Origin of the sequence: Serratia sp. BIGb0163, assembly GCF_024809935.1 — a bacterium.
Lineage (GTDB): Bacteria > Pseudomonadota > Gammaproteobacteria > Enterobacterales > Enterobacteriaceae > Serratia > Serratia quinivorans.
Genome location: NZ_JANUDZ010000005.1, coordinates 314,210 through 328,531, shown reverse-complemented (window position 1 = coordinate 328,531; position 14,322 = coordinate 314,210). Strand labels below are relative to the sequence as shown.

At 56.0% G+C, this 14,322-nt stretch carries 15 protein-coding genes; 8 read left to right on the top strand and 7 right to left on the bottom strand.

Features of this window, described 5'->3' with window-relative positions; all coding sequences use genetic code 11:
- Positions 1-34: 34 nt before the first annotated feature.
- The 3 genes from ptsH to cysZ form a co-directional block, all read right to left on the bottom strand.
- Positions 35-292: a phosphocarrier protein Hpr gene (ptsH, locus tag M2406_RS18745; protein ID WP_004936458.1), complete on the bottom strand. Its 258-nt coding sequence runs from the start codon at positions 290-292 to the stop codon at positions 35-37.
- 395 nt (positions 293-687) lie between these two features.
- Positions 688-1,656 carry a cysteine synthase A gene (gene cysK, locus M2406_RS18740; protein ID WP_259191002.1) on the bottom strand — a complete coding sequence of 323 codons (969 nt, stop codon included), beginning with the start codon at positions 1,654-1,656 and terminating at the stop codon, positions 688-690.
- Positions 1,657-1,840: 184 nt separating this feature from the next.
- Positions 1,841-2,602, bottom strand: coding sequence for a sulfate transporter CysZ (gene cysZ, locus M2406_RS18735; protein ID WP_135345096.1), 762 nt, complete (start codon positions 2,600-2,602; stop codon positions 1,841-1,843).
- Positions 2,603-2,823: 221 nt separating this feature from the next.
- Between cysZ and zipA the strand changes: the two genes are divergently transcribed.
- The 3 genes from zipA (at position 2,824) to M2406_RS18720 (ending at position 6,137) form a co-directional block, all read left to right on the top strand.
- On the top strand, positions 2,824-3,822 hold the full coding sequence (gene zipA, locus M2406_RS18730) for a cell division protein ZipA (RefSeq protein WP_012146158.1): 999 nt from the start codon (positions 2,824-2,826) through the stop codon (positions 3,820-3,822).
- A 78-nt stretch (positions 3,823-3,900) separates the two neighbouring features.
- Positions 3,901-5,922 (top strand): NAD-dependent DNA ligase LigA, encoded by a 2,022-nt coding sequence (gene ligA / locus M2406_RS18725; RefSeq protein WP_259191001.1) that lies wholly within the window; start codon positions 3,901-3,903, stop codon positions 5,920-5,922.
- On the top strand, positions 5,922-6,137 hold the full coding sequence (locus M2406_RS18720) for a DUF3820 family protein (RefSeq protein WP_012146156.1): 216 nt from the start codon (positions 5,922-5,924) through the stop codon (positions 6,135-6,137). Before ligA ends, M2406_RS18720 begins: the two co-directional genes overlap by 1 nt.
- A 34-nt stretch (positions 6,138-6,171) precedes the next feature.
- Here the strand turns inward: M2406_RS18720 and M2406_RS18715 are convergent, their stop codons facing one another.
- Positions 6,172-7,164 carry a bile acid:sodium symporter family protein gene (locus M2406_RS18715; RefSeq protein WP_115184115.1) on the bottom strand — a complete coding sequence of 331 codons (993 nt, stop codon included), beginning with the start codon at positions 7,162-7,164 and terminating at the stop codon, positions 6,172-6,174.
- Positions 7,165-7,259: 95 nt separating this feature from the next.
- Here M2406_RS18715 and M2406_RS18710 point away from each other — a divergent pair, with 95 nt between their 5' ends.
- The 3 genes from M2406_RS18710 (at position 7,260) to M2406_RS18700 (ending at position 9,756) form a co-directional block, all read left to right on the top strand.
- Complete coding sequence (locus M2406_RS18710) at positions 7,260-8,180, top strand: LysR family transcriptional regulator (protein ID WP_259191000.1); 921 nt, start codon at positions 7,260-7,262, stop codon at positions 8,178-8,180.
- Positions 8,181-8,300: 120 nt separating this feature from the next.
- Positions 8,301-9,062, top strand: a complete 762-nt coding sequence (locus M2406_RS18705) for a hypothetical protein (protein WP_017893580.1) — start codon at positions 8,301-8,303, stop codon at positions 9,060-9,062.
- A complete protein-coding gene (locus M2406_RS18700) occupies positions 9,055-9,756 on the top strand; it encodes an RES family NAD+ phosphorylase (protein ID WP_017893579.1) in 702 nt (233 codons plus the stop codon). The genes M2406_RS18705 and M2406_RS18700 overlap by 8 nt, the downstream gene beginning before the upstream one ends.
- A gap of 21 nt (positions 9,757-9,777) precedes the next feature.
- On the opposite strand, the gene M2406_RS18695 is transcribed toward M2406_RS18700, so the two are convergent.
- Together M2406_RS18695 and M2406_RS18690 are read right to left on the bottom strand one after the other, a co-directional pair.
- On the bottom strand, positions 9,778-10,254 hold the full coding sequence (locus tag M2406_RS18695) for a FlxA-like family protein (protein WP_012146151.1): 477 nt from the start codon (positions 10,252-10,254) through the stop codon (positions 9,778-9,780).
- 59 nt (positions 10,255-10,313) lie between these two features.
- The gene (locus M2406_RS18690) at positions 10,314-10,862 is read right to left on the bottom strand and encodes a nucleotidyltransferase family protein (protein ID WP_259190999.1); all 549 of its coding nucleotides are present in this window, start codon (positions 10,860-10,862) and stop codon (positions 10,314-10,316) included.
- Between the two features lie 140 nt (positions 10,863-11,002).
- Here M2406_RS18690 and M2406_RS18685 point away from each other — a divergent pair, with 140 nt between their 5' ends.
- Together M2406_RS18685 and eutC are read left to right on the top strand one after the other, a co-directional pair.
- Complete coding sequence (locus M2406_RS18685; RefSeq protein ID WP_259190998.1) at positions 11,003-12,388, top strand: ethanolamine ammonia-lyase subunit EutB; 1,386 nt, start codon at positions 11,003-11,005, stop codon at positions 12,386-12,388.
- Positions 12,385-13,176 carry an ethanolamine ammonia-lyase subunit EutC gene (gene eutC, locus M2406_RS18680; RefSeq protein ID WP_259190997.1) on the top strand — a complete coding sequence of 264 codons (792 nt, stop codon included), beginning with the start codon at positions 12,385-12,387 and terminating at the stop codon, positions 13,174-13,176. The genes M2406_RS18685 and eutC overlap by 4 nt, the downstream gene beginning before the upstream one ends.
- Here eutC and M2406_RS18675 read toward each other — a convergent pair.
- Positions 13,155-14,114 carry a LysR family transcriptional regulator gene (locus tag M2406_RS18675; RefSeq protein ID WP_259190996.1) on the bottom strand — a complete coding sequence of 320 codons (960 nt, stop codon included), beginning with the start codon at positions 14,112-14,114 and terminating at the stop codon, positions 13,155-13,157. The genes eutC and M2406_RS18675 overlap by 22 nt on opposite strands.
- Positions 14,115-14,322 lie beyond the last annotated feature (208 nt).

Here is a 14,322-nt window from a genome sequence, read left to right as displayed (position 1 = left end):
CTCTTGACTGGTGTTAACTAAGAAGACGGGCCGATTACTCAAGCTCTGCCATCAGTTTTACCAAGTGTTCAACGGCTTTCTGCTCGTCTTCACCTTCAGCGGAGATGGTCACTACGGTCCCTTGAGTCAGCCCCAGAGTTTGCAGTTTGAACAGGCTTTTGGCGCTGGCGCTTTTACCGTTAGAAGTCACGGTGATGTCAGACGTGAAGCCTTTGGCTTCTTTCACGAACTGAGCGGCAGGGCGAGTGTGCAGACCATTCGGAGCGGTAATAGTAACTTCTTGCTGGAACATTGATGTTTCCCCAACTTATTGGTGTGTTGTGGAGCTAAAGTTTAGCCCAAGGGTATGACTTTAGCTTGTCTGGTTAGCGCCTGACTATGGTACAGGGGCGAGCATTGATGCAACAGAAAACGACGAGTTTGGCACTTCAGATCAAAAAAACCGGCTTCTTCCGTCGTTTAAATCCGCTCTCCATTATGCCGTGTTTACCGCATCCGCGACAAACGAGTAAATCGATTCAGCCTAAACAACGAATGGAGGGTGATTAATTTCGCGCATCGAAATAATGCACCGTTAAATACTAAAGCTGGCGGGTAAAATCAATCTTCGACTGCTATAAACTTTGATCCAGTCCACAAAAAAGCACCCCGTAAGGTGCTTTTTTAGCGATTAGTGCGCGGCTGGCACTACTGTTGCAATTCTTGTTCGGTGAACAAATCGGCGAACAAGGCGGTGCTCAAATAGCGCTCGCCGGAGGAAGGTAATATCACCACGATGGTTTTGTCGGCGAACTCTGATTCTTCAGCCAGTTTCACCGCTGCGGCTACGGCAGCCCCGGAGGAAATGCCTGCCAGAATCCCTTCTTCGTCCATCAGGCGGCGTGCCATGCTGATGGCTTCGTCGTTGGTGATTTGCTCGACGCGATCAACCAGGTCGAGATCCAGGTTGCCAGGGATAAAACCTGCGCCGATGCCCTGAATCTTGTGCGGGCCCGGTTTGATTTCTTCACCATTCAGCGCCTGGGTGATCACCGGTGAGTCGGTAGGTTCGACCGCCACGGTGGTAATTGCCTTGCCTTTGGTGTTCTTGATATAGCGGCTGACACCGGTCAGCGTACCGCCGGTACCGACGCCAGAGATGAAAACGTCAACTTCGCCATCGGTATCTTCCCAGATTTCCGGGCCGGTGGTTTGTTCGTGGATCGCCGGGTTGGCCGGGTTGCTGAATTGCTGCAGGATGAGGTAGCGGTTGGGATCGGTGGCGACAATTTCTTCCGCCTTGGCGATCGCGCCTTTCATGCCTTTAGCGCCTTCGGTCAGCACCAGGTTGGCGCCCAGCGCCTTGAGCAGTTTGCGGCGTTCGATGCTCATGGTTTCCGGCATGGTCAGCGTCAGCTTATAGCCGCGTGCGGCGGCGACGAACGCCAGTGCGATACCAGTGTTGCCGCTGGTTGGCTCCACCAGTTCTTTGCCGGCGACCAGGACGCCGCGTTTTTCTGCGTCCCAAATCATATTGGCACCGATGCGGCACTTGACGCTAAAGCTCGGGTTGCGTGATTCAACCTTGGCCAGAATGCGTCCGTTGCCGATACGGTTCAGACGAACCAGCGGCGTATGGCCGATCGTTAATGAGTTGTCTTCATATATCTTGCTCATAGCCCGTCCTTTAACTCTATGAAAAATGTGGGGAACGTCGAAAGCATACGCTAACAGTACCGGCAGGGAAGTAAAGAATTGGTATATCTATATGTTATTAGGAAATAAGTTTTAAGCACAAGGATAAGGGCGCAAATTGCGCGCCCTGTCGAAGAATTAATCGTAATGTGGCCGATAAAACGGCTCAGGAACGAACGAATTGTGGGCGATAACGATCAACCCACATCGCCGTGGCACCGCAAACCGCGACCGGCAGGATCACCAGATTGAGGATCGGGATCATGGTGAACAGGCTGACCATCGCGCCAAACTGCAGATTGTCGGTCTTATGCTGGCGCAGTGCGCGGCGCATATCGGCGAAGCTTACCTTGTGGTTATCGAACGGATAGTCGCAATACTGGATGGCCAACATCCAGGCGCTGAACAGGAACCACAACACCGGTGCCACCGTCTGGCCAATACCCGGAATGAAATAGAGTATCAGCAGCAGTAGCGCGCGCGGCAGGTAGTAGGCCAACTTGCGCCATTCACGCGCCATAATGCGCGGCAAATCTTTCACAATGCCAAAGATACCGGTGTCCGGCAGCGGCTTGCCGGTCAGGCTGCCCTCGAGGTGTTCGGCCAGCAGGCCGCAGAAGGGGGCGGCAATCAGGTTGGTAATGGTGCTGAACAGATAGCTGAACACCAGCAGTACGGAAATGACCGCCAGTGGCCACAGCAAATAGCTAAGCCACTGCAGCCAGGTGGGCACATGGCTCATCATGCTGGGGATCCAATCGCCGAGCTGGCTGAACAGCCACCAGAAGGCGGACCCCATCAGCAGTACGTTGACCAGTAACGGCAATACGACATAGCGTTTAATCCCCGGGCGCGAAATCAGGCGCCAGCCTTCGGCAAAATAATGCAGGCCGCTGGTGGAGTGAGAAGGTGACTGCGTATAGGACATATCTTAAGTTATCTCTTTGTCTGAACAGGCTTAGCTATCATATCGGGATGATTTTCTACTGGCTAGGGTGACATTGGCTGAAAAAACAGCAAAAAAAGGCAGTATAATCATCTTTATTGGCATAAAGTTCAGCACGGACTTGCACTTGTGTGCTCGGGCAAATAGAGTTAAAGAGTGAATGTTTGCCGCGGTGGCAATGTATTGGAACAACAGAGATAGCAATGATGCAGGATTTGCGTCTGATATTAATCGTTGTTGGCGCGATCGCCATAATAGCGTTGTTATTGCACGGTCTTTGGACCAGTCGTAAGGAACGCTCATCGCTTTTTCGCGATCGCCCAGCCAAACGTTCCAAAAAGGAACGTGAACAATCCCCGATCGACGAACTCGATGAAGGTGTGGGGGAGGTGCGTGTACGCTCCGCTCACCCGGAAGACGAGCCGTCCTTTGGTCATTTCGATGCCGCTCGCGAAGAACCCGTGGTTGCGCCCAAGCCCGCTCCGGCGGCTGAGCCAGCACCGCGTGCCGTTCAACCGGCTGCCCATCAGACTCCGCCACCGCTGTCTCAGCGGCCGGATTATGATGACATCCTGTTGGACAACTACGCGCAGGAAGAAGACGACGAGCCGCAGCAGCCTGCGCCGCGCCGTGAACCGCGCGTTGACGATCTCCCGCCTGTGGCACCTGCAGCGGAACCGGCATTCCATGCCGAACCTGCTCATCAGCCGCAGCCGGAAGTGAAACCAGCGGTGGCGCACGAGCCTCAGCCTGCTCCAGCTGCCATCAAACCGGCAAAACTGAAAGAAACCGTACTGGTGCTGCACGTTACCGCACATCAGGGTGGCGTGATCGGCGGCGAAATTCTGCTGCAGAGCGTGCTGCAGGCGGGCTTCCAGTTTGGTGAAATGGGTATCTTCCATCGCCATATCAGCCCTGCGGGCAGCGGTCCTGTGCTGTTCAGCCTGGCGAATATGGTTAAGCCAGGGTCCTTTGATCCTGAGATGATGTCCGATTTCTCTACGCCGGGCGTGTCGATGTTCATGATGGTGCCGTCTTATGGCGACGCTAATCAGAACTTCAAGCTGATGCTGCAGTCGGCACAGCGAATCGCCGACGATGTGGGCGGTGTGGTGCTGGACGATGAGCGCCGCATGATGACCCCGCAGAAGCTGGAAACCTACAAAGCGCGCCTTCGTGAAGTGTTGGAAAACAACGCCTGACCGACGGCCACGCGCACTGAACATCCGTAACAACAAAGCCCCCGCCTGCCGGGGGTTTTTTATCTTTGATGGTGAGCCATGGAATCGATAATCCAACAAATCAATCAACTACGAACCTCACTGCGCCATCACGAATATCAATACCATGTGCTGGACGCGCCGGAAGTACCGGATGCGGAATACGATCGCCTGATGGGTGAACTGCGTGCCCTGGAAAGCGCACATCCGGAGCTGATCACCGCCGATTCTCCGACCCAGCGCGTGGGTGCCGCCCCGCTGGCGGCGTTCGATCAGGTGCGTCATGAAGTGCCTATGTTGTCACTGGACAACGTTTTCGACGAAGAAAGCTTCCTGGCATTCTACAAACGAGTGCAGGATCGCCTGAAGAGCAGCGATCCGCTGACCTTCTGCTGCGAGCTGAAGCTGGACGGTCTGGCGGTCAGCCTGCTGTACGAAGATGGCGAACTGGTTCGCGCGGCTACCCGTGGCGACGGCACCACCGGTGAAAACATTACCTCTAACGTGCGCACCATCCGCGCCATTCCACTGCGACTGACCGGTGACAATATCCCACGCTGGCTGGAAGTGCGCGGCGAAGTGTTTATGCCGCAGGCCGGTTTCGAGCAGATGAACGAAGAGGCGCGTCGCAAGGACGGCAAGATCTTCGCCAATCCGCGTAACGCCGCCGCCGGTTCGATTCGTCAGCTCGACCCGCGTATTACCGCCAAACGCCCACTGACCTTTTTCTGTTATGGCGTTGGCCTGCTGGAAGGCGGCGAATTGCCTCGTAGCCACTGGCAGCGCCTGATGCAGTTCAAAGACTGGGGGTTACCGGTCAGCGATCGCGCCAAACGTTGTACCGGCAGCGACGAAGTGCTGGCGTTCTACCGCCAGGTGGAGCAGGACCGCACGCAACTCGGGTTTGATATCGACGGCGTGGTAGTAAAAATTGACGATATCGACCTGCAGGAAACGCTGGGCTTTGTGGCGCGAGCGCCACGCTGGGCGACGGCATTCAAATTTCCGGCGCAGGAACAAATTACCCAGGTGCGCGAGGTGGAATTCCAGGTTGGCCGTACCGGTGCGATCACGCCGGTGGCAAGACTGGAGCCCGTGCTGGTTGCCGGGGTGATCGTCAGCAACGCCACGCTGCATAACGCCGATGAAATTGAACGTTTGGGCCTGCGCATCGGTGATACGGTGATTGTGCGCCGTGCCGGCGACGTGATCCCACAGGTGGTGGGGGTGATAGCCGAACGTCGTCCAGCGGACGCGCGTGAAATTTTGTTCCCGCAGCATTGTCCGGTATGCGGTTCCGACGTTGAGAGAGTGGAAGGCGAAGCGGTGGCACGTTGCACCGGCGGGCTGATCTGCGCTGCACAACGCAAAGAAGCGCTGAAGCACTTTGTTTCCCGTCGGGCGTTGGACGTCGACGGCATGGGTGACAAAATCATCGAGCAGTTGGTGGAAAAAGAGTACGTGAAGAATCCGGCCGATCTGTTCCGTCTGTCCGCCGGCATTCTGACCGGGCTGGATCGCATGGGGCCGAAATCGGCGCAGAATCTGGTCAACGCGCTGGAAAAATCCAAGCAGACCACCTTTGCCCGTTTCCTGTATGCGCTTGGCATCCGTGAAGTCGGCGAAGCCACAGCGGCCAATCTGGCTGCACACTTCGGTACGCTGGATAAACTGTTAGCCGCTGATATCGAGGCGTTGAAAGAAGTGCCCGAGGTCGGTGAAATCGTGGCGAAGCACACGCGTCATTTCCTTGACGAAGAGCTCAACCAACAGGTGATCCAGGAACTGGTCAGCGACGAAATCGGTATTAACTGGCCGGCCCCGGTGGTGATAGTAGCGGAAGAGATCGACAGCCCGTTTGCCGGAAAAACCGTGGTGCTGACCGGCTCGTTGAGCCAGCTATCACGTGACGAGGCCAAAGATCGTCTGACGGCGCTGGGCGCCAAGGTCAGTGGCAGCGTATCGAAGAAAACCGATCTGGTGATTGCAGGTGAAGCCGCCGGTTCCAAACTGGTGAAGGCGCAGGAACTGGGCATTGAGGTCATCGACGAAGCGGAAATGATCCGCCTGCTGGGGGCCTGATGGAAAAAGAGAATCTGTTGGAAATTGCCAATACGGTAATGCCATTCGGCAAGTATCAGGGGCGGGTGCTGATTGACCTGCCCGAAGAATACCTGTTGTGGTTTGCCCGTAAGGGGGAGTTTCCCCAGGGCAAGCTTGGTATGCTGATGGAAATGACGTTGGCGATTAAAATTGAAGGGCTCGACCACCTGGTCAAGCCGCTGAAGAAAAGTTGAGTTGCCGGGTGCGGTATCCGCCGCACCCATTTTCCTATCCTCGCGCGGTTTCCACGTTGGGCGCCGCCTGTTGTTCCTGCTGTTTTTTCTGATAGCGTCGTGCCAATACCGCGCAGGTCATCAGTTGCACCTGATGGAACACCATCAGCGGCAGCACCATAATTCCCACGGTTGAGGCCGGAAACAGGATATTGGCCATCGGGATACCGTTCGCCAGGCTTTTCTTCGAACCGCAGAACACGATGGTGATTTCGTCGGCTTTGCTAAAGCCCAGCCAGCGAGCCATATAAGTGTTCACCACCAGCACAATTGTCAAAAGCACCAGGCTTCCCACCACAATAAATACCAGCGAACCGATGCCGACCTGATGCCAGATGCCATGCGTCACCGCTTCGCTAAAGGCGGCATACACCACCAGCAGAATTGAGGTCTGGTCGGTCTTGCCGATCAGCTTGCGGTTGCGTTCAATCCATTTGCCGATCAACGGTCGTGACAGATGACCGGCGACAAACGGCACCAGCAGTTGCAGCACGATGGAGCCTACCTGTTGCAGGCTGCCGGTTTCCCCGTGCACATTCATCAATAGCCCCACCAGCAGTGGCGAGACGAAAATCCCCAGCAGGCTTGAAGCCGAAGCGCTGCACACCGCAGCGGCCACGTTGCCGCCCGCCAGCGAAGTAAAGGCGATGGCCGACTGCACGGTGGCGGGCAGAATGCACAGGTAGATAAAGCCGGAATACAGCTCGGGGCTGACGTTGACCGGCGACCACCATTTAAACAGCACGCCAAGCGTCGGGAAAATAATAAAGGTGCTGAACATCACCCACAGGTGCAGCCGCCAGTTATTGCTGCCGGCCAGAATGGCTTCGCGCGACAGCTTGGCACCGTGCATAAAGAACAGCAGGGCGATGGCGGCGATGGTCAGCGCGTTCAGCCAGCCGACGAACTCGCCGCGCGCCGGCAGAAACGAAGCCAGCAGCACGGTGGCGATCAGCGTCAGGGTAAAGCGATCGGGCAAAAATCTCATGGCGGCGTACTCGAAGAAAAATCAATGCGCCCATTGTCGCGCGACCGGATATAATAATTAAATTGATTTATTTAATTCATATATGAATAAAAAACATGAATTACTCGCTTAAACAACTCAAAGTCTTTGTCGCTATTGCCCGGCACCGCAGTTTCAGCCGGGCGGGCGAGGCCATTGGGCTGACGCAGTCGGCGGTCAGCCACAGCGTGAAAGAGCTGGAGGCGGAGGTCGGCGTTCGCCTGCTCGATCGCACCACCCGTGAAGTGCTGCTGACCGACGCCGGGCAACGGCTGGCCAACCGGGTTGAACGTTTACTGGATGAGTTGCAGTCGTCATTGTTGGATGCGCGCAGCTTTGGCGTGCTACGCAGTGGTACGGTGCGGGTGGCATCGAGCCAGACCATCTCCGCGCACCTGATGCCGCAGTGCATTGCCGCCGGGGAAAAGCAGTATCCGGATATCCGCATCATGCTGCGTGACCAGGCGCAACAGCAGGTGCTGCACAGCATTCGCAACGCCGAGGTCGATTTTGGCATCGTGGTCGATCCGGTGCAGGCGTTGGATCTGGACTGTGAACCGATCCTGCACGAACCTTTCCTGTTGTTGTGCCGCAACGATCATCCGTTTGCCGAACTGCCTGAAGTGCGCTGGTCAGCGCTGAACGGCAGCCGTTTGGTGTTGCAGGATTATGCTTCAGGTAGTCGGCCACTGATTGACAGCGCGCTGCGCCAACAAGGGGTGGAAGCGACGGTAGTGCAGGAGATTGGCCACCCGGCCACGCTGTTTCCTATGGTGGCGGCGGGTATCGGCATCAGTATTTTCCCCGCGCTGGCCTTACCCTTACCGGAGGGTGGCCAATTGAAGGTTCGCCGACTGGTGCCGGAAATCAACCGTGCGCTGATGCTGGTACGGCGTAAAAACCGCTCGCTGACACCGGCAGCAGAGGTCATCTGGCAGGTGGTGGGGCAGCAGGCGGCCTTGCTGCAACAACAGCGTCAGCGGCAGGCAGATTACTGAGTCAAATATACACATCCACGGCGTTGTGCGCGGTAGCCTGTTTATTGAACAGCATTGACGGTCGAGTTAATCGGCGTACTATAACGAATATAAGCGATATCACGATATTCAGGCGGTAATATGGTCATTAAACAGCGGACACGTCACGAAGTACAAACGTCATTGAACATTCAGACGATTAGCGGGGCTGAGCTTCGCAAGCTTGAAACCAAATCAAATGCTGAGTATTTGGTGGTAGAGCTTGGCGATTTAACAGGACATATTCCGCATTTTGCTGACGCCATCAAAGCGGCGATGAAAGCGGCTATTACTTCCCTGGCGACGGCATTCTCTGGCTGTGCAGATGATACATCATCTTCTCTAACGCCCCGAAAAGCGGAGAATAGCACCGATAAAACAGCCAAATTAACAACAGTGGCGAAAGATAAAACGCCGACTGTTCAAGCAAGAACCCGCCAAGATGAAAAAACTGAACGTCAACGTCGTCATGCGGAACGCTTGGCGAAGCACAATGCCGCCATCATAGAAGATTCGGTGTGGTTAACAGCGCATGATTTGTCGCAAAAAACGGGTTTTACATCAGCAAATCCTAGCGCGGGCCCGCATCGTTGGAAATCATCAGGTAAAATTTTTGCCATTCAGTTGCAGGGGAAGGATTTTTATCCGGAATATGCTTTGGATGAAGGGTATCGCCCGCTGCCGATCATTAAAAAAATAATCCTGATGTTTGGTGAAAGGAAAACATCATGGGGGCTGGCCACCTGGTTTGGGGCTGACAATAGCTGGTTGGGTGGCCGTAAGCCCAAAGACATGTTGATCAGCGCGCCGGAACAGGTGTTGCTTGCGGCCAGAGAGGAAACGTTGAGGGGAACTCATGGATGACAGTAAGGGCGAAAATGACGTTGAACGTCGGATCCCGCCGCCAATTAGCGATCTGCAGGTAAACTTTTTCACCTGGCCGGCAGGACAACATATTTATCGCGTACATTCTATCTGCTATACCGCCATACAGTTCAATCCTGGAACGCGGGGAAGTGCCAGATTTAGCCCTGTGTACGACAGCCTGAGGCGACGAGTTCCCACGATTTATGGTGGTGTCAGTACCGGAGTTGCGGTGATGGAAACCCTATTTCATGACCTCCCGGAACATACTGACGGGGTGGCTTATGATATGGGCAATCTTCAAGGGTTGGCACATTCGGTTATTGCGCCAAAAGTTGATTTAAATCTGGTCGATCTCAATCCTAAGACCATGAAAAAAATGGGCGTCAATAGAGCTCAGCTCCTGGACTCGACTGCCGATCAGTATATTTATACTCAGGAATATGCCTCTGCAATTCATGCGGCTCATCCCGCAGCACATGGGTTGAAATGGTCATCCAAGCAGCATGGCGACAGTGCCTTAATGCTGTTTGGCGATCGGATTAAGGGGGATCAGTTGGATGTCATCGTCGAATCTGAAGTGATTATTGATTCGGACACCGTGCTGGAAGTGATTGACGAGGAGGCGGATCAACTCGGTATTGTACTTATAAATGACGGTGATGAGCCTGATATGGCAGGCTCAATCAAGTGATTTATCAGTGTAAAAAGCCTGTCAAATATACACATCCACAGCGTTGTGCGCGGTGGGGCGGTTGATGCCATCGCCCTTGGCCGGCGCGATACTAGCGGCAGCTTTAGCCGTTTGCTCTGCCTGCTGTTTTTCCATCTCTTCTTTCTGAATGCGCGCGATCTCGGCCTGCAGCATTTTGATCTGCGCTTGAATCAGCTGTTTCTGTTTTTCAATTTCTTTGGGATCGGCGTCCGAGTCTTTCAGGTCTGCCAGTTTCTGTTGCAGCCCCTGGATTTGCTTGTTCAGCGACTTGATACGCGCTGAAGCGCTGCTGTCGGCCACGTTCATCTGATCGTTACCCTCAGCCTCCCTGGCTTCTTTCATCTTGCCGCCTTCCGGCTGCTGGTTGACCGGCTTGGCCATCAGCAACTGCCCTTGGTTACCGGGGGCGCTAAAAACGTTGCTGATGCCGGGTACGGTGTTTTTCACCGGGACAATCATGGTAATGCTGGTCGACATAACACTCTCCCTGAGTTTGGATTTCGCTGCTCAGGGTATCGGCAGAATGGGGTAAAACTTTACCCGCGGATTTGCCGCAGGCGTGGCCAGCGCTGCAACCAGCCTTTGCTGGCCACCCGTTGTTCATAAGCGTCGAGGTCGCCATTTTTGGCATTGAAGGTGATGGTGTTATCGAACAGCCCGTCGAGGCCAAAGGGAGCCACCAGCTGTAGGCTGTCATCCGCATTCAGCCGCACGCCCACCGCCGTTTCCAGCTCGGTCCAATAGCTGATGGCGTCTTCGCTGTTAAGGTAGGGCACCCGACCGCTGCGCAGGTGCATGCGCGCCTGATTTTTCACTGACCAGGGCTGCGACAACCATTCTTGTAACCGTGCTTCCAGCATCTGGTCACGCTCCGCCTCCGGGCGCTGTGCGTCAAAATGGATCACGTCGATGTCGTTGAGCGGCGTTGGCATGGCGTAATCGTGCAGCCGATCCCATACCAGATTACGCACAAAGCCGGCACCCAGGCACCAGTCATTCAGACCGAGTCGACGGGCGGTGCGCAATATCGTCATTCTTTCATTATCTTGTTGTAACCATTGGATAATTTTTTGTTGCCGGGTCATTACCTCTCCTTTGTTGCGGCTACTGTAACCTGAAGCGGCCGTGGGCGAAACCGCAGGAGAATATATTCGCCGGTCGACTGACTACACTTGGTACAGGGTTTGCAACTTCAGGTAAACATTCAGGCAGAACAGGGGACGCTATGTATCAGGCAACGCTTAGCCGGCGCAGCTATCGTTTCAGCGATTTACGTCAGTTGATGGCCAAGGCATCACCGGCCCGTTCCGGCGACTATCTGGCGGAAGTGGCGGCGGATAGCGCAGAGGAACGCATGGCGGCACGCATCGCGCTGGCGGAGGTGCCACTGAAGACTTTCCTTCAGCAGTTACTGGTGCCCTACGAACAGGATGAGGTCACTCGGCTGATTATCGACAGCCACGATGCATTGGCCTTTGCGCCAATTTCGCACCTGACGGTGGGGGATTTTCGTGACTGGCTGCTGAGTGAACAGGCGGACAGTGCGATGTTGGCGCAGGTAGCCCCCGGCATTACGCCGGAAATGGCGGCGGCAGTGAGTAAGTTGATGCGCAATCAGGATCTGATCCTGGTGGCCAAAAAATGCCGGGTGATCACGCGTTTTCGTAACACTATTGGCCTGCCGGGCCACCTGAGCGTGCGGCTGCAACCGAACCATCCCACCGACAGCTTACAGGGCATTGCGGCCAGCATGCTCGACGGCCTGCTGTACGGCAGCGGTGACGCGGTGGTGGGCATCAACCCGGCCAGCGACAGCCTGCCGCTGCTGGAAAAACTCAATCATATGCTGGGCGACGTGATCCAGCGTTTTGCCATACCGACCCAATCCTGCGTGCTGACGCACGTCACCAATACGCTACGCCTGATCGAACGCGGTGCACCGGTGGATTTGGTGTTCCAGTCGATAGCCGGAACCGAGGCGGCCAATAGCGGTTTCGGCATTAATCTGGCGTTGCTGGCGGAGGCTCAGCAAGCGGCGCTGAGCCTCAATCGCGGCACCCTGGGCAATAACGTCATGTACTTTGAAACCGGGCAGGGCAGCTGTTTGTCGTCCAATGCGCACCATGGCGTCGATCAGCAAACCTGCGAAGCACGTGCTTACGCGGTGGCGCGACATTTCTCCCCGTTGCTGATCAACACCGTGGTCGGGTTTATCGGCCCTGAGTATTTGTATGACGGTAAGCAGATTATCCGTGCCGGGTTGGAGGATCACTTCTGCGGCAAGCTGCTCGGCCTGCCGCTGGGTTGCGATGTGTGTTACACCAATCATGCAGAGGCGGATCAGGACGACATGGACACGCTGTTGACGCTGTTGGCCACCGCCGGGCTGACCTTCCTGATTGGCGTGCCGGGAGCGGACGACATCATGCTCAATTACCAAAGCACTTCATTCCATGATGCACTGTACATCCGCGAACTGCTGGGCTTGAAGCACGCGCCGGAGTTCGCCGACTGGCTGACGAAAATGCAGATCACCGACGATCTGGGCCGGCTGCGCGACACCGCGGCCAATCACCCGTTGTTGCTGGCGTTACAGGGAGAGCAACCATGAGCAAGCCGGTTCACGTTAACCGCTGGGATGCGCTGCGTGCCTTTACCGATGCGCGCATTGCGCTGGGGCGCACCGGCTCCAGCCTGCCAACCGAGGAGTTGCTTAAATTTGGCCTGGCGCATGCGCAGGCGCGTGATGCGGTGCACCAGCCGTTCGACAGCGATACGCTGGGCGGGGCGTTGCAGGATCAGGGCTGGCCAACCTTGACGGTGCACAGCCAGGCTGCTGACCGTACCGCTTATCTCAGTCGACCGGACCTGGGGCGTCGGTTGGCCGCGGACAGCCGTAGCCTGCTGTTGGACTTGCCTGACAAGCCGGTGGATTTATTGCTGGTGGTGGCGGACGGTTTGTCCTCCAAGGCGATACATCGGCAGGCACTGCCGTTGTTGCAGGCGCTGCGGCCTTATCTCGAATTATTGGGGCTTTCAGTCGCACCGGTGGTGTTGGCGCATCAGTCACGGGTGGCGTTGGGGGATGATATTGGCGAATGTTTAGGGGCCAGAGCTGTGGCGATGTTGATTGGTGAGCGACCGGGCCTGTCATCCCCGGACAGCCTGGGGATTTATCTCACCTGGGGGCCGAACACCCAGCGGCGTGAGTCGGAACGCAATTGCATCTCCAACGTGCGTCCGGAAGGGCTGAATTACCCGCAGGCGGCGTTCAAACTGGCGTGGCTGCTGGAACAGGCTTTCCAGCGTCGCCTGACCGGAATAGACCTGAAAGACGAAAGCGACAACCCGGCGTTGTATAGCCGGCTATCACCGCTTCACTCCCAGCTCGGGGGCTGACCGATACTTTGCTTGAGCAACGTGATGAACAGGTTAAGCCGTGCCGACACCTTTGCCACCGGGCGCAGCAGATAAATCCCCTGTTGCTCTTGACGCGGATCCTCGAGCACCGGCAGCAACCGACCGGCCTGTATATCCGGCCCGACCACCCAGTTGGGTAAAAAGGTGATCCCCAACCCCAACAGCGCCGCCTCGCGTTGAGCGGTAAAGTCGTCACAGCGCAATACCAGATTGCAGCGGTCCATCAAAGGGGCGCTGAGAATTTGCGCCCAGCAGGCCGGCTGTTGCTTGTGGTAGCGGGCAATCAGCCGATGCTCCGGCAACGCGTTCAGATCGGCAGGCCTGCCATAACGGGCGAGATAAGCCGGGCTGGCGCACATCACCCAGCGCTGGGTGGCTATCCGGCTGGCGTACAACCCACTGTCTTTCTGCTCGCCGATGCGAATGGCGGCATCCAGCAATTCCTGCGTCGGATCGGTCTGGCGCTCCGTCAAATCCAGTTCAACAAACAGCTGCGGATAACGTTCGGCAAGCAGAGGCAACAGCGGCAGGATATAGGTTTTGCCGAAGGTCGGCAGACAACTGATGCGTAGCGTGCCTTGCGGCCTGTCGCTAAGTGAAGCCAGCTCGGCGCGGATATCGCTGATGTCCGACAGCAGCGTTGCCGCGCGCGCCTGCAGCATTTCTCCGGCGTCCGTCAGCATCAGGCCACGGGTTGAACGGATAAACAGCGTTGCGTCCAGGGCACTTTCCAGCGCATCGACGTGGCGCACCAGTGAAGAAGGCACCATTCCCAGTTTGCGGGCGGCGGCGGAGAAGCTGCCCAACAGGGCCACCTCGAGAAATATCGGCAGATGTTCAACATAACGGGCGTCATTCATTTTTGCATTATATGCAAAAGCGTTTCTTATGAATACCAGGTTCTCCGTCTGGCGCATTACGGCTACTCTTTTTGGGAGCTTACGGCGAGTAACAACGTGCCGTGATCTCACCGCGCAGAGCAATAATGCATAAAGCACGCGGTTTTTAGAACGTTAGAACACTTGTTTTTCCCAGGCCTTGCTGTGTGCCTGCGGTATTGATCGCTGCTTCAACACCAGATTAACCGTTCAATTTGGCGTCCTGTTTAACAACAATGGTTAGTGA

Coding starts and splice junctions, on each gene's coding strand:
- M2406_RS18715 (WP_115184115.1), bottom strand. CDS start 7,164: ATGAGATTTTTGCCCGATCGCTTTACCCTGACGCTGATCGCCACCGTG.
- M2406_RS18710 (WP_259191000.1), top strand. CDS start 7,260: ATGAATTACTCGCTTAAACAACTCAAAGTCTTTGTCGCTATTGCCCGG.
- eutC (WP_259190997.1), top strand. CDS start 12,385: ATGAGCAAGCCGGTTCACGTTAACCGCTGGGATGCGCTGCGTGCCTTT.
- cysK (WP_259191002.1), bottom strand. CDS start 1,656: ATGAGCAAGATATATGAAGACAACTCATTAACGATCGGCCATACGCCG.
- M2406_RS18675 (WP_259190996.1), bottom strand. CDS start 14,114: ATGCGCCAGACGGAGAACCTGGTATTCATAAGAAACGCTTTTGCATAT.
- M2406_RS18700 (WP_017893579.1), top strand. CDS start 9,055: ATGGATGACAGTAAGGGCGAAAATGACGTTGAACGTCGGATCCCGCCG.
- M2406_RS18685 (WP_259190998.1), top strand. CDS start 11,003: ATGTATCAGGCAACGCTTAGCCGGCGCAGCTATCGTTTCAGCGATTTA.
- M2406_RS18690 (WP_259190999.1), bottom strand. CDS start 10,862: ATGACCCGGCAACAAAAAATTATCCAATGGTTACAACAAGATAATGAA.
- cysZ (WP_135345096.1), bottom strand. CDS start 2,602: ATGTCCTATACGCAGTCACCTTCTCACTCCACCAGCGGCCTGCATTAT.
- M2406_RS18705 (WP_017893580.1), top strand. CDS start 8,301: ATGGTCATTAAACAGCGGACACGTCACGAAGTACAAACGTCATTGAAC.
- M2406_RS18695 (WP_012146151.1), bottom strand. CDS start 10,254: ATGTCGACCAGCATTACCATGATTGTCCCGGTGAAAAACACCGTACCC.
- M2406_RS18720 (WP_012146156.1), top strand. CDS start 5,922: ATGGAAAAAGAGAATCTGTTGGAAATTGCCAATACGGTAATGCCATTC.
- zipA (WP_012146158.1), top strand. CDS start 2,824: ATGATGCAGGATTTGCGTCTGATATTAATCGTTGTTGGCGCGATCGCC.
- ligA (WP_259191001.1), top strand. CDS start 3,901: ATGGAATCGATAATCCAACAAATCAATCAACTACGAACCTCACTGCGC.
- ptsH (WP_004936458.1), bottom strand. CDS start 292: ATGTTCCAGCAAGAAGTTACTATTACCGCTCCGAATGGTCTGCACACT.